The organism is Roseovarius sp., from assembly GCF_048262375.1.
Classification (GTDB): Bacteria; Pseudomonadota; Alphaproteobacteria; order Rhodobacterales; family Rhodobacteraceae; genus Roseovarius.
Genome location: NZ_JBLXFE010000002.1, coordinates 81,596 through 94,542, shown reverse-complemented (window position 1 = coordinate 94,542; position 12,947 = coordinate 81,596). Strand labels below are relative to the sequence as shown.

The 12,947-nt window shown below is 60.8% G+C and carries 12 protein-coding genes and 1 pseudogene; 12 read left to right on the top strand and 1 reads right to left on the bottom strand.

The genetic code is table 11. The features are described from left to right. Positions 1 to 62: 62 nt before the first annotated feature. From ACN0SW_RS02990 to ACN0SW_RS02945, 10 genes and pseudogenes are all read left to right on the top strand, one after another. Complete coding sequence (locus ACN0SW_RS02990; protein ID WP_417726414.1) at positions 63 to 854, top strand: enoyl-CoA hydratase/isomerase family protein; 792 nt, start codon at positions 63 to 65, stop codon at positions 852 to 854. A gap of 3 nt (positions 855 to 857) precedes the next feature. Next, a complete protein-coding gene (locus ACN0SW_RS02985; protein ID WP_417726413.1) occupies positions 858 to 1,418 on the top strand; it encodes a hypothetical protein in 561 nt (186 codons plus the stop codon). Continuing rightward, positions 1,418 to 1,798, top strand: coding sequence for a Zn-ribbon domain-containing OB-fold protein (locus tag ACN0SW_RS02980; RefSeq protein ID WP_417726412.1), 381 nt, complete (start codon positions 1,418 to 1,420; stop codon positions 1,796 to 1,798). The genes ACN0SW_RS02985 and ACN0SW_RS02980 overlap by 1 nt, the downstream gene beginning before the upstream one ends. Continuing rightward, positions 1,795 to 2,952, top strand: a complete 1,158-nt coding sequence (locus ACN0SW_RS02975) for an acetyl-CoA acetyltransferase (protein WP_417726411.1) — start codon at positions 1,795 to 1,797, stop codon at positions 2,950 to 2,952. Before ACN0SW_RS02980 ends, ACN0SW_RS02975 begins: the two co-directional genes overlap by 4 nt. 14 nt (positions 2,953 to 2,966) lie before the next feature. Then, positions 2,967 to 3,881 (top strand): SDR family NAD(P)-dependent oxidoreductase, encoded by a 915-nt coding sequence (locus ACN0SW_RS02970; protein WP_417726410.1) that lies wholly within the window; start codon positions 2,967 to 2,969, stop codon positions 3,879 to 3,881. Continuing rightward, positions 3,881 to 4,735, top strand: coding sequence for a MaoC/PaaZ C-terminal domain-containing protein (locus tag ACN0SW_RS02965; protein ID WP_417726409.1), 855 nt, complete (start codon positions 3,881 to 3,883; stop codon positions 4,733 to 4,735). Before ACN0SW_RS02970 ends, ACN0SW_RS02965 begins: the two co-directional genes overlap by 1 nt. Positions 4,736 to 4,762: 27 nt before the next feature. Then, positions 4,763 to 5,923 carry an acyl-CoA dehydrogenase family protein gene (locus tag ACN0SW_RS02960; RefSeq protein ID WP_417726408.1) on the top strand — a complete coding sequence of 387 codons (1,161 nt, stop codon included), beginning with the start codon at positions 4,763 to 4,765 and terminating at the stop codon, positions 5,921 to 5,923. A 3-nt stretch (positions 5,924 to 5,926) separates the two neighbouring features. Next, complete coding sequence (locus tag ACN0SW_RS02955; RefSeq protein ID WP_417726407.1) at positions 5,927 to 7,051, top strand: NAD-dependent epimerase/dehydratase family protein; 1,125 nt, start codon at positions 5,927 to 5,929, stop codon at positions 7,049 to 7,051. After that, positions 7,048 to 8,067 (top strand): cyclase family protein, encoded by a 1,020-nt coding sequence (locus ACN0SW_RS02950; RefSeq protein WP_417726406.1) that lies wholly within the window; start codon positions 7,048 to 7,050, stop codon positions 8,065 to 8,067. The genes ACN0SW_RS02955 and ACN0SW_RS02950 overlap by 4 nt, the downstream gene beginning before the upstream one ends. A 202-nt stretch (positions 8,068 to 8,269) precedes the next feature. After that, a pseudogene (locus ACN0SW_RS02945) lies at positions 8,270 to 8,446 on the top strand (ISKra4 family transposase); the annotation flags it as partial. Positions 8,447 to 8,582: 136 nt separating this feature from the next. Here the strand turns inward: ACN0SW_RS02945 and ACN0SW_RS02940 are convergent. Next, the gene (locus ACN0SW_RS02940) at positions 8,583 to 9,362 is read right to left on the bottom strand and encodes a DeoR/GlpR family DNA-binding transcription regulator (protein ID WP_417726405.1); all 780 of its coding nucleotides are present in this window, start codon (positions 9,360 to 9,362) and stop codon (positions 8,583 to 8,585) included. Between the two features lie 156 nt (positions 9,363 to 9,518). On the opposite strand from ACN0SW_RS02940, the gene ACN0SW_RS02935 reads away from it, so the two are divergent. Together ACN0SW_RS02935 and ACN0SW_RS02930 are read left to right on the top strand one after the other, a co-directional pair. Beyond that, positions 9,519 to 11,942 carry a GcvT family protein gene (locus ACN0SW_RS02935; RefSeq protein ID WP_417726404.1) on the top strand — a complete coding sequence of 808 codons (2,424 nt, stop codon included), beginning with the start codon at positions 9,519 to 9,521 and terminating at the stop codon, positions 11,940 to 11,942. 27 nt (positions 11,943 to 11,969) lie between these two features. Continuing rightward, positions 11,970 to 12,902: a choline/ethanolamine kinase family protein gene (locus ACN0SW_RS02930; RefSeq protein WP_417726403.1), complete on the top strand. Its 933-nt coding sequence runs from the start codon at positions 11,970 to 11,972 to the stop codon at positions 12,900 to 12,902. The last annotated feature ends 45 nt before the right edge of the window (positions 12,903 to 12,947 follow it).

The following is a 12,947-nucleotide window of genomic DNA, read 5'->3' as shown; positions in this document are numbered from 1 at the left end:
GTGAAAATATTACTTGTTAAAATACCAGTCGGTATGTCAGCTTGTTGCGGAGAGGAGAATCCATGAGACCGATTCACGCAGACCCAGATGATTTGATCCGGTTCGATCAGCGCGGTGCCGTTGGCGTCGTCACACTGTGCAGGCCGGACGCGCGCAATGCGCTGAGCGTTCCGATGCTTGAGCAGTTGGCGAAGATCATGGGCGCGTGCGATGCGGCGCAGGATGTGCGCTGCATCGTCCTGACCGGAGGGTGCACTGTGTTTTCCGCAGGTGCGGATCTCGACGTTTTGTCCGGCCACACCGCCGCCACCTATCCTGATTCGGTCAACCGTCGCGCCTTTGATGCGATCCGCGCAATCCGCACGCCGGTTGTAGCGGCCGTTGCGGGGTATTGTCTGGGCGGTGGCTGCGAAATTGCGCTGGCCTGCGATCTGATAGTCGCCGCCGACACTGCACAGTTCTCGCAGCCCGAGATCAATCTTGGGTTCATTCCTGGTGCGGGTGGCACGCAGCTATGGGCGCAGCGCGCCGGGCAGGGTGCGCAGGCGCGTGCGGTCTTGACAGGGGGCATGCTGGACGCCTTCGCGGCGCGGCGCGCCGGGATTGCCGATCTGGTGGTGCCCGCAGGTGCGCTGGCCGCTGCGTCGCTTGAGTTGGCGCAAGATATCGCCGCCAAAGCGCCGCTGGCCACGCGCGCGGCCAAGGCCGCGATGCGTGCGCCCTGGGGCGCACCGTTGAACGCGGCGCTGGAGCAGGAAGTCGCCCTGATGTCCGGCCTGCTGGCCAGCGCTGATGCGAGTGAGGGCATTGCCGCCTTTCTGGAAAAGCGCAAGCCCCGCTTTGAGGGGCGCTGAGCAATGGGAATGGTTATGTCAAAGGTGGTCGAAATTGACGGTGGTGCCGAGGACATGGCGCTGACCGGCGCGCTACGCAAGGCATCCCGCGATGCGGCATGCCTGCTGATCGCGGGCGATCTTTCTGCAGGTCTGGACGCGCCCGCAGGCTGGATTTTGCAGCTGACTGATGCGCCGATCCTGCCGATAGTTTTGGCGGACGGACCGATCGGCACACGCGGCTTTGCGTTGCTTTTGCTGGCGGATGTAGCCGTCATTGGTGCCAATGCCGCATGCAATGACGCGGATTTTGCCGCTCTGGCCGAGCTTGCAGCAGTCCGGCTGGGTGTATTGAACGCGCGGCGCGTGTTGCTGGCCGCCGATCCCTTGTCAGAGCTGATCGCGATCGGCCATGCCACTCGCGCCGACGCGCCGTTTGACGCGGCACGCAGCCGTGCCGAGGCGCTTGCGCCCATGGCGCATCGGTTGCGCCGGGGCTGGCGCGCGGCGCGTGATCTGCCCGCAGGCGAGGCGTTGGCCTATGCTGCTTGGTTTAACTCAGTGTCTATTAAGGAGGCGTCGTAATGCCCCAAGATCCGCGTTTTGATGACCCCGGACCCGATGCCCAGTGGCAGGCCGCTTTGGCAGATGGGCAGTTCGTAATTCAGTGCTGCGGCACTTGCGGCGCAGCACAATTCCCGCCCGCCGTGATCTGTCGTGCCTGCCATGGCGCGATGCTGAAGATGGTGCCGGCATCGGGCAAAGGGACGGTTTACTCGACGACCACCGTGCGTGGCCGCGAGGGCGGGCATGATGTTTCGATCATCGAACTGGCCGAAGGGCCGCGCATGATGGCCTGTGTCGAGGGCGATCCCGAGGCGGTGCGCATCGGGCAGGCGGTCACGGCACGTGTCGCGGCCGGTGAGCCGCCGAGGGTTGTTTTTTCACCGGAGGGCGGGGCATGAGCGATACATTGCGCGGCAAGGTAGCCATCGCGGGCATCGGCAATACGCGGCGCTGGTATGCGCCTGGACGGTCGGCCTATGACCAGTTGGAAGAGGCGGCATTTCTGGCGCTTGAGGATTGCGGGTTGAAGCTGGGCGATGTCGATGCGCTGTATTGTGCGCATTCTACTTCTGGCCTGCCGGTGCTGAACGTGGCGGAACGTTTGGGCCTAGGCCCGAAACTGCGCCATGCGGATGGAACCATGGTGGGCGGCGCGTCGTTCCTGTTCCATATGCGCAGCGCGGTATCGGCGCTGAATTCTGGCCAGTGCGACGTGGCGCTGATTTGCTACGGCTCCAATCAAGCCAGCGCTGGCGGGCGGCTGGTGCCAATGCCGGACCCGCAACCCTATGAGGCCCCGTACAAGCCGCGCTATCCGATTTCCAGCTATGCGCTGGCCGCTGCACGTCACATGCACGTCTATGGCACAACCCGCGAACAGCTGGCTCAGGTGGCGTTGGCCGCGCGCGCATGGGCGCAGATGAATCCTGATGCCCAAGAGCGCGGGCCGCTCGCGCTGGACGATGTGTTGAGCGCGCGGATGGTGTCTGATCCTCTGAGCAAGGCGGATTGCTGCCTTGTTACCGATGGCGGCGCGGCGCTGGTTCTGACCCGTGCCGACCGGGCCCGTGATCTGGCCCGCCCGCCGGTGTATATTCTGGGTACAGGCGTTGCGGTCAGTCATCGTCAGATTTCGCAAATGCCAGACCTGACCACCAGCGCCGCCGCCATATCCGGCCCTGCGGCACTGCGTGAGGCGGGGCTGGCGATCGGCGAAGTAGATCATGCGATGCTGTATGATGCGTTCACCATCTGCACGCTGATGTTTCTTGAGGATCTGGGATTCTGCGCTAAGGGCGAAGGCGGCGATTTTGTTGCTTCGGGGATCATTGCACCGGGCGGCGCGCTGCCGGTGAACACCAATGGTGGCGGCCTGTCCTGCAACCATCCCGGCATGTACGGGCTTTTCACCGTGTTGGAGGCCGTCACGCAATTGCGCGGCGATGCGGGCGCGCGGCAGGTGGCCGGTGTCGAGGTGGCGCTGGCGCATGCCAATGGCGGCGTTTTGTCCAGTCAGGCAACAGCGATCCTCGGCGCTGCCGCGACACTATGAACAGGAGATGTGAGATGAGCAAGATATTGGATGGCAAGGTGGCCATCGTCACCGGCGCGGGCCAAGGCGTAGGCGCGGCCATTGCCAAAGGGCTGGCAGCAGATGGCGCCAAGGTTGTGGTCAATGATGTTGGTGTCACGCTTCAGGGCGAGGTCGAAAACGCCTCGGCTGCCAATGAGGTGGCGCAGGCAATCCGTGATGCGGGTGGCGAGGCGGTAGGCAATACCGATTCTGTTTCGGAATGGGATTCGGCGCAGCGGATTGTCGAGACAGCCATCGACACATACGGGCGCGTCGATTTGATCGTGAACAATGCGGGCATCCTGCGTGACGCGATTTTTCACAAAATGCAGCCCGATCAGTTCGAGGCGGTGCTGAACGTCCATTTGCGTGGCGCGTTCAATGTCAGCCGCGCGGCGGCCCCCCATTTCAAGGATCAGCAGAGCGGCAGTTATGTCCACATGACGTCAACCGCCGGGCTGATCGGCAATTTCGGACAGGCCAATTATATGGCGGCCAAGATGGGCATTGTCGGTCTGTCTAGGTCGATCGCAATGGATATGCAGCGTTCGAATGTGCGCTCCAACTGCATCGCGCCCTTTGCCTGGAGCCGTATGGTCAGCTCGATCCCGACGGAAACCGAAGCCGACAAGATTCGCGTTGACAAGCTCAAGCGCATGACGCCGGAAAAGATCGCGCCGCTGGTGGCGTTCCTCGGTTCAGATGCGGCCGAAAAGATCAGCGGTCAGATATTCTCTGTCCGCAATAACGAGATTTACCTCTTTAGCCAGCCGCGCCCGGTGCGCACCCTGCATCGTGGTGACGGCTGGACTGCCGATGCGCTTGCGGACATGTTGCCAGATGCGTTTGGCACATGGCTGACCCCACTGGAGCGGTCGGCGGATGTGATCACATGGGATCCGGTCTGATGCCCCTTGATCCCGATGTCCTGCTGAACATGCATATCGACCCGGTGCGTCGGCGTTATGACTGGCGCGACACTGCGCTTTATGCGCTGGGTCTGGGATATGGCACCGATCCGATGGACGAGGACCAGCTGCGTTTCGTGATCGAGCGCGAGCAGCAGGCGATGCCCACAATGGTCAACGTGCTGGGCCATGACGGATCGTGGATGAAACGTCCCGAGACAGGCATCGATTATACCAAGGTTGTGCATGGCGAGCAGGCCATGCAGATACATGCCCCGCTGCCCGTATCAGGCGAGATCATCGCCCAAACCCACATCGAGGAAATCGTTGACAAGGGCGAGGGTAAGGGCGCGCTGGTCACGGCCCGGCGCGAGATCCGCGACGCTGAGACGGATGCGCCGTATGCAACGGTCTGGCTGACGATCTTTTGCCGCGGTGCGGGTGGTTTTGGTGGCACGCCAAAGGCGTCGCGCCAGCCCCATGCGCAGCCTACGGACCTGCCGGAGACGTCGGTGACGCTGACGACCCGTCCTGAGCAGGCGCTGATCTATCGTCTGTCGGGTGACTACAACATGCTGCACGCTGATCCCGCAACCGCGCAAAGAGCCGGGTTTGACCGGCCCATCCTGCATGGTCTGGCGACGTTCGGCATGGCCTGCCGCGCGTTGATTGACCGGTTCTGCGCCGCCGATGGCACCCGCGTGCGTGCCCTTGAGGGACGATTCTCCGCCCCGGTTTATCCCGGTGAGGCGATCACGATCGATATGTGGCCCCAAGGGGCCGGGCAAGCCGCCTTCGCGGCCCGCGTGGAGGACCGCGAGGTTCTGCGCAACGGGCGGTTTGATTTCAGCTAATCCGCTAACAAGAGTGAGACGGAACCAATGGATTTCAATCTGACTGACGATCAAAGGCAATTGCAGGACAGCGCACGCCGTTTTGCGCGGGCTGAACTTGCTGCGCTGGCGATCGAGACCGAAGAAACCGGCCATCCGATCAACGATGCTTGGATGGCGCGTTATGCCGATCTGGGGGTGCTGGGCGTCAACACGCGCGAGGAGCATGGCGGGCTGGGCCTGCCTCATCTCGATGCGTTTCTGGTGATGGAGGAATTCGCCAAGGTCTCGGTCGGTGTTGCCTTTCCGGTATTCGAAACCTCGGCTGGCCCGGTGCGCATCGTCGAGGCACTGGGCCATCCCGATCTGGCGGCGCGCGTTGTTCCTGCCTCTGTGCAGGGCAAGATGATGGTCGCCATCTGCATGTCCGAACCGGGTGCAGGCACCGCGCTGACCGATCTGCGCACCACCGCACGGATCGACGGCGACGAGATTGTGATAAACGGCGCCAAGCGCTGGTGTTCGGGCGCGGGTCATTCGCAGGGCTATGTGGTGTTTTGCCGCTTTGACGACACGCCCGGCGCCAAGGGTATCGGCGCGGTCTTTGTGGATAAAGACACACCCGGCCTGACCTTTGGCCCGCAAGAGCGGCTTATGGGCTTTCGCGGCGTGCCTTCCGCCGACATTATGCTGGATGAGGTGCGCGTGCCGCGCGAACATCTGCTGGTCGGCGCTGGCGGCTTCTCTCAGCTGATGGGCCTGTTCAATCTGGAGCGTCTGGGCAATGCAACCATGGCGCTGGGCGTTGCGGCAGGCGCGCTGGAGCAGGTGCAGACCTATGTTCAGGACCGCAGCCAGTTCGGCAAGGAAATCATCGACTTTCAAGCGGTTCAGATGCGTCTGGCCGAAATGGCGATCAAGGTCGAGGCGTCGCGCCTGATGATCCACCGTGCCGCTGCCAATGCTGGCACTGGATTGCCGAAATCGGACGAGGCGGCGATGGCGAAGTGCATGGCCAATGAGATCACACGCGAGGTGACGACAGCCGCGATGCAGCTGATGGGCGGTTATGGCTATGCGCGCGAATACGGGATGGAACGGCGCGTGCGCGACAGTTTCGGCTGGGGCATCGCGGGCGGGTCCATCGACATCCAGAAAGTGAATATCGCCGCAGGGCTGGTCGGTCGGCGATTCAATCAACGGAGATAACTCATGACCGGTCACGTTCTGATCGCAGGCGCGTCGGGTGTCATAGGTCAGGCGGCGATAGCCGCCTTCGCCGCCAAGGGTTGGCAGGTGACAGCGTTGTCGCGCCGCCGTCCGGCGGTCGAGGCGGCATATCGTCATCTGGCGGTCGATCTGACTGATCCCGTCGCCAGCCGCGCCGCGCTGGAGGCGTTGCCGCCTGTAACCCATGTGGTCTATGCGGCCCTGTTTGAAGAGCCTGATCTGGTCAAGGGGTGGCAATCCTTGGCGCAGATGGACACCAATCTTGCCATGCTGGACGCCGTGATTGCGCCGCTGACGGCGCGCGGCGACCGCCCGCATGTGTCGCTGTTTCAGGGCACAAAGGCGTATGGCGTGCATATTCGCCCGTTCCCGGTGCCCGCGCGTGAAAGCTGGCCGCGCCACGACCACGCCAATTTCTATTGGTTACAAGAGGATTATCTGCGTGCGCAGGCGGCCAAGGGTCATGTTACCCTCACCATCTGGCGTCCGCAGGTCGTGTTCGGAAGCGCCGTCGGTGTGGCGATGAACCTGATCCCGGTGCTGGGCGTCTGGGCCGCCCTCTGCGCCGCCGAGGGGCGCGGGCTGTCCTTCCCCGGCGGGCCTGCCTATCTGCTGGAGGCGGTCGATGCGGGGCTGATCGCAGATGCGCTGATCTGGGCGGCCACTTCGGACCGTGCTGTGGGCGAGACGTTCAACATCACCAATGGTGATGTCTATGTCTGGCAGAACGTCTGGCCCACCATCGCCGAGGCCACGGGGCTGACCGTCGCCCCCCCGCAAAAGGCTGTGCTGGCCGACGTCATGCCCGCTAGGGCGGGCATATGGCGCAAGATCTCCAAGGATCACGCGCTTGTGCAGCCGGACCTTGCCGCGATGATCGGCCATTCGCATCACTACGCTGATTTCACCTTTGCCACGCATGCCAAACGCGAGCCTGCGCCAGCGCTGGTCAGCACGATCAAACTGCGGCAGGCCGGCTTTAACGGCTGCATGGATACCGAAGCGATGTTCCGCCGCCTGATCGCGGATCTACAGGATCGCAACCTTCTGCCTGCCCCCAAGGCGCTGGCGGATCTTGCCACATATAAAGAAGGAGCGCCAGAATGACGAAACGTTGGAAGAACCGCCCAGAGGGATCGAACTGGGGCGATTTCGGCCCGAACGATCAGATCGGGCGCATGAACCTGATCACCCCCGAGGCCCGCTTGCGTGGTGCCCGTGAAATCCGCGAGGGGCGCAGTTTCTGTCTGTCGCTACCCTTGGATTATCCGGGCGGCAACGCGCTGTTTCCGCTGCGGCGCGAACCCGTGTTCCATCACGAGCCGCGCGGTGATGGTCACAATTTCAACTATGAATTGAGTCAGGTGTCGGGCTGCTATTGCGATGTCATCTCGGATGATTCTGTGACGCTATTCACGCAGTATTCCACCCAATGGGATGCGCTGGCGCATGTCGGAATGATGTTTGACGCCGATGGCGATGGTGTGCCGGAAAAAGTCTATTACAACGGCTACCGCGCCGGGATCGACATTGTCGGCCCTGACGACCGCGCCGACAATCTGGGCGCGCAGGCGCTGGGGATCGAGAACCTTGCGGTGTCCGGTGTGCAGGGGCGTGGTGTTCTGGCGGATCTGGAGGTGCGCTGGGGCCGCGAGCGGCATCTGGTGGGGTATGACGATCTGATGAGCGTGCTGGATGAGCAGGGTGCCCAGATCGAGCCGGGAGATTTTCTGTGCCTTTACACAGGCTTTGCGGATTTGATCCTATCGATGAATAAAAAACCCGATGGCGATGTTCTGGCCAGATCCTGTTCGGTATTGGACGGACGTGACGACAAGTTACTGAATTGGATCACCGACAGCGGGGTGGTGGCGATTTGCGCCGACAATTTTGCGGTTGAGGCATATCCCGCCCGCACTCCGGAGGGGAACAGCTTTCCGGCTCTGCCGCTGCACAACCTGTGCCTGTTCAAGCAGGGCATCCATCTGGGCGAATTGTGGTATTTCGCCGAACTGGCGGCGTTCCTGCGGGAGCATAAACGCTCGGCCTTTTTCCTGACTGCACCGCCGCTGCGTTTGCCCGGTTCTGTCGGATCGCCGCTGACGCCGGTGGCAACGGTGTGAGGCAGGTCATACGCATCAGTTTGGGTGAAAGGTTTTGGCGCAAACTTCAAATCCTGACGCCCGGGCGGGTCTGGATGAGCGGTTCCGTTTGGATGTAAGTTTTTTGTCGAAACGACGTTTAGCGACGGCGAATTTCAGAGGCGCAATATCGGTTGTCTCCGCCGTGCGCCTGGCGAGTTGGGACCCGAGAATCTCGGTTTCCCGAAACGGCCTTGCGGTTTCATCGTCCCGCGCAGAAGGTTGCGTCGATGACATGGGCAACACCCGCATGGGCAAAAGGCGCCGCATGAGATGGTCTCCCCAAGGCGCACATCGTGTTGTTGTCCCACGGGCCGCCGTACTTGACGGCAGGTTGAACGTCTCAAAACTAACCGTGTGACCACCGGGTTTTGCCAGATCTCATCCCAAGGCACGCGGTTTCCGAGAAATGTAAGTCTCTTTGCGGTCTTCAGTACAATGCGCGAGGGCCCCATTCAGAGACTGGCGGGCCTTTGTCTGATGCTGGCAAGTTTGGTCTATTTGGCGCTTTTTCTATGGCTGTTTGCGTCAATGAAATTTTGTGCGCCCAACAAATCATCGAATGCCCGGTCTGGGCGCCTGTCGCAAACGACAATGTCTTGAGGTCTGAGCTCTGGCAGGCGCAGTGATGCATTCCCGCCTTCTTTGTTGAATTTAGTGTGGTCCACCGCCATCACCGTCTTGGCGGAGACCTCCATCATCGCTTTCGCGATATCGACTTCGCATTGGTCGTATGCGAGGAACCCGCGAAGAGGATGAGCTGAGGATGCCGAGAGAATGGCAAGTTCGACTGATACGCTGCCAATTACTTCAAAGGCTGCGCGATCGAAGGCGGCGCCGTCGTGGTTGCGTAGTTGAGTGCCAGCCATGAAAACACGGTTTCCCTCTATCAGCGCGAGCTGGCTGGCGATGTAGGCCGAGTTCGTCACCACTGTGAGGTTTTGCTTTGCCTCAAGCGCCTGTGCCACGAAGGCGGAGGTTGAGCCCGTGTCGATCATGACCGAACCGCCGTCGCTCACCATCGCGGCCACCGCGTTCGCTATCGCGACTTTTTCGGGGCGGTTTTCATTCATGCGCGCAAGAAACGGGGGGTCTGTCACTTTCTGCGTGCTGACCAATGCGCCGTGAACCTTGCGCACTTCGCCGCGCTCTACCAGAGGCTTCACGATGCGTCGAATCGTCTGATCCGAGACGTCGAGAATGCGCGCCAGTTCCGCGACCGAAACCGTACCGCGCAGGTTCACTGTACTTAGGATGTTGTGTTCGTATTTTGACATGATTCCCTTAGTATATGCGGGTTTTTGTGAAAATTTGAGCGAAAATTGACCCGTAAAAGCAACAAAAAACAACATAAACTAAATATAAATGTTGCTTTGTGTTGAAATGAGATGTGTATTTCGAGACATTGCAATGTCTCAGAAGGGTCGATTGGCATGACGACGCACGCGGCGAAACACCTTATCATCGGGGGCGGGATCATCGGCTGCTCCATTGCCTATCATCTGGCCAAGTCCGGCGAGAGGGACATCGTGCTTCTTGAGAAGGCATCCCTTACAGAAGGGGCCACTTGGCATGCGGCGGGGCTGGTCGGGCAATTGCGCTCATCGCGCAACACGACACGGATGCTAAAGCGCTCGGTTGCGATGTACGATGCTCTTGAACTGGAAACCGGAATGGCCTTTGACTGGAAGAAAGTCGGAAGTCTGCGGCTTGCTGCTACGCGCGAACGCCTACTGGAGGCTAAGCGGCTGGCAACGATGGCTCGCAGTTTCGGGCTTGATATGGAGATCATCACGCCAGCGGATGCACAGAAGCTTTTCCCTTACATTGATGCAAAAGGGCTTGAGGGTGCCGCTTTCATCCCGTCCGACGGCCATGTGGACCCGGCAAGCCTGTGTCAGGCGATCGCTGCCGGGGCGCGCAGGCGCGGTGCGCAGATCAGGCAGGGTGTGAAAGTCACGGATTTCGAGATCACCGATCGACGTATCACGAAGGTCATGACGACCGAGGGCGATTATGAGGCCGAAAACGTCATCCTGGCCGCAGGTATGTGGAGCCGCGAGCTTGCCGCGAAGCTGGGCATTACCGTGCCGGCCTGCGCTGTTGAGCACCAGTATATTGTGACTGAACCGCTGCCGAATCCGGAATTGGTGAAAGGTCTTCCCACGTTGCGCGACCCTGAGCGGCTGGTTTATTACAAACCTGATGCGGGCGGGCGGCTGGTCATCGGCGGCTATGAAGAAGGTACATTGCCCTTTGGCGACAACGGCATTCCCGGCGAATTTGTACGGCAATTGCTGCCGGACAACCTCGACCGTTTTGCGCCGCTGGCGGAAATGGCGGGCTTGGTAACACCGGTCGTCAATGAAGTGGGTATCCGCCAGGTCATCAACGGCCCGATTCCTTATTCAGCTGATGGCGATTTTGTCATGGGCTGGGCGCCGGAACTGGACAACTTAATGCTGTCGACGGGTTTCCTTTATGGCATTGCTGCCGGGGGCGGTGCTGGCGAGATGATCGCGGAGTGGATTGTCGAAGGTCGCCCCAGTCTCGATCTGTGGCCGCTTGATGTGCGTCGGTTCAGCCCGCACCACTCGGCACGCGCCTTTATGTATCCGCGTGCGGTCGAGCATTATGCGCATCACTACAAGATGCGCTATCCTGGACAGGAGGCGGAAACCGCCCGCAATCTGCGCCTGAGCCCGCTTTATGACCGGTTGAAGGGCCATGGTGCCGTTTACGGCTCGAAAAATGGGTGGGAGCGCCCACTCTGGTTCGCGCCGGAAGGTGTCGAGCCGGTCGATCAACTGGATTTCATCAATCCCGGCTGGAAACAGTATGCCGCAGAAGAGCACAAGGCGGTGCGCGAGGGCGTTGCGCTGATCGACCAGTCGAGTTTTGCCAAGTTCGAACTGATCGGGGCGGGAGCGCTGGAGGCGATACAGGGCATGGCCGTGTCCAACATGGACAAGCCCGTGGGCAGTGTCATCTATACCCAGCTTTGCAACGAGATGGGCGGGATTGAGGCTGATCTGACCATAACGCGCCTGGGTCGGGATCGGTTTTATATCGTCACCGGGTCCGGGTTTGGTGTGCATGACAGTGACTGGATTCGCCGCGCCCTGCCAAAGGATGGCTCAGTGCACCTGATCGACATGACCTCGGCCCGGGCCGTGATCAACATTTGTGGTCCAAAGGCGCGCAACGTGCTTCAGGCGGTCAGCGAGATGGATCTGTCAAATGAAGCTTTCCCCTTTGGCACCGCGAAGGAGATCATCGTGGGTGCGGCCCATGTTCAAGCGGTGCGTATCGGTTATGTTGGCGAACTGGGGTGGGAGCTGCATGTGGCGACCGAATTCGCGCGGCATGTCTATGATTGCCTGTGGGATGCCGGGCAGGCGCATGGAGTTCGCGACGTCGGCTACCGCGCGATCGAGTCTCTGCGGCTGGAAAAGGGTTATCTTTACTGGAGCGCTGACATCACGCCAGATTACACGCCCGTCGAGGCCGGGCTGGGGTTCCGTGTCCACTTGACCAGCAAGGGCGATTACACCGGCCGCGCCGTGCTAGAACAGCAGAAAACGAATGGAACCGAACGGCGGCTTTGCACCTTCATTTGCGATGACAAGCTGCCTATCACCGGCGGCGAGACTATCCTGCGCGGGAACGAAGTGGTGTCACTGGCCTCCAGCGCGGGGTACGGCAATACGGTCGGCAAGACGATCATCCTCGGGTACCTGCCAGCGGCGCTGGACAGGGAGAACGATTTTGAACTGGAGGTGTTCGGCGAACGACATCCGATCCGCCGAGTAGACGGGCCGCTCTATGATCCGACCGATGACCGGCTGAAGGCCTGAGAGGCCATACCAGAGGGGTAGCGAGAGGTGACAGAGGATAACATTGAAAGGGTTTTGAACGTCCTGCAAAAGGTCGAAGGCTTGGCGGATGTCACGCCGCAGAGCGTGAGCGTTCAAAGGTTGGGCGGGTTGACGAACCTTGTGTACCGGGTCGAAACCGGGGGGCGCAGCGTGATCGTGCGTATTCCGGGCGATGGCACCGAGGAATATATCGACCGGGCCGTTGAAATCCACAACACGAAGGTTGCAGCCAAGACCGGGGTCGCGCCCCGAGTGCTTTGGGACGATGCGGCCTCCGGGAACCTTGTTTGTGAATGTGTCGAGGGTATCGTCACGATGACGCCGGACCTGTTTCAGTCCAGATCGGGTGCGCCCGCCCGCGCCGGAGCCGCATTGCGTCAGCTTCACGACGCAAACGAGCCCTTCAAGTTCCGCTTTGAACTGTTTTCGATGATCGGCGATTACCTCAAGGTGCTATCCTCCAAGGATACGGACCTGCCCGATGGTTACGCCGGAGTCGTCGCCGAGGCGGAGCCGATCAAGAAACTTCTCGCCGACAAACCCGGCGCGCTTGTGCCGAGCCATTGCGATCCATTGTGCGAAAACTTCCTCGACGATGGCGACCGTATGTGGATCGTCGATTTCGAATATTCCGGGATGAACGATCCGCTTTGGGATCTTGGCGATCTGTCGGTCGAGGCAGGGCTAACGGACGCGCAGGATATCGAGATGCTGACCGCCTATTTTGGCAAGGCGCCCACGGACGAGCAGGTTGGGCGAACGGTTATCTACAAGGCTATGTGCGATTTGCTGTGGACTCTCTGGGGGCTGATCCAGCACGCAGATGGCAACCCCGCAGAAGATTTCTGGGCCTATGCCATCAACCGGTTCGAGCGATGCAAAGCGTTGATGACGGATCCGGCTTTTGCTGGCCATGTCGAAGCCGTGCGCCGAGGCTGAATAGTTCTCTCTCCCTGACTTGCGGGCGTGTGGATGATCCCACGC

What these genes read in the sequence shown, in the direction of transcription:
- ACN0SW_RS02970 (WP_417726410.1), top strand. Translation starts at nt 2,967, where the DNA reads ATGAGCAAGATATTGGATGGCAAGGTGGCCATCGTCACCGGCGCGGGC.
- ACN0SW_RS02985 (WP_417726413.1), top strand. Translation starts at nt 858, where the DNA reads ATGGGAATGGTTATGTCAAAGGTGGTCGAAATTGACGGTGGTGCCGAG.
- ACN0SW_RS02965 (WP_417726409.1), top strand. Translation starts at nt 3,881, where the DNA reads ATGCCCCTTGATCCCGATGTCCTGCTGAACATGCATATCGACCCGGTG.
- ACN0SW_RS02975 (WP_417726411.1), top strand. Translation starts at nt 1,795, where the DNA reads ATGAGCGATACATTGCGCGGCAAGGTAGCCATCGCGGGCATCGGCAAT.
- ACN0SW_RS02940 (WP_417726405.1), bottom strand. Translation starts at nt 9,362, where the DNA reads ATGTCAAAATACGAACACAACATCCTAAGTACAGTGAACCTGCGCGGT.
- ACN0SW_RS02960 (WP_417726408.1), top strand. Translation starts at nt 4,763, where the DNA reads ATGGATTTCAATCTGACTGACGATCAAAGGCAATTGCAGGACAGCGCA.
- ACN0SW_RS02935 (WP_417726404.1), top strand. Translation starts at nt 9,519, where the DNA reads ATGACGACGCACGCGGCGAAACACCTTATCATCGGGGGCGGGATCATC.
- ACN0SW_RS02990 (WP_417726414.1), top strand. Translation starts at nt 63, where the DNA reads ATGAGACCGATTCACGCAGACCCAGATGATTTGATCCGGTTCGATCAG.
- ACN0SW_RS02950 (WP_417726406.1), top strand. Translation starts at nt 7,048, where the DNA reads ATGACGAAACGTTGGAAGAACCGCCCAGAGGGATCGAACTGGGGCGAT.
- ACN0SW_RS02955 (WP_417726407.1), top strand. Translation starts at nt 5,927, where the DNA reads ATGACCGGTCACGTTCTGATCGCAGGCGCGTCGGGTGTCATAGGTCAG.
- ACN0SW_RS02980 (WP_417726412.1), top strand. Translation starts at nt 1,418, where the DNA reads ATGCCCCAAGATCCGCGTTTTGATGACCCCGGACCCGATGCCCAGTGG.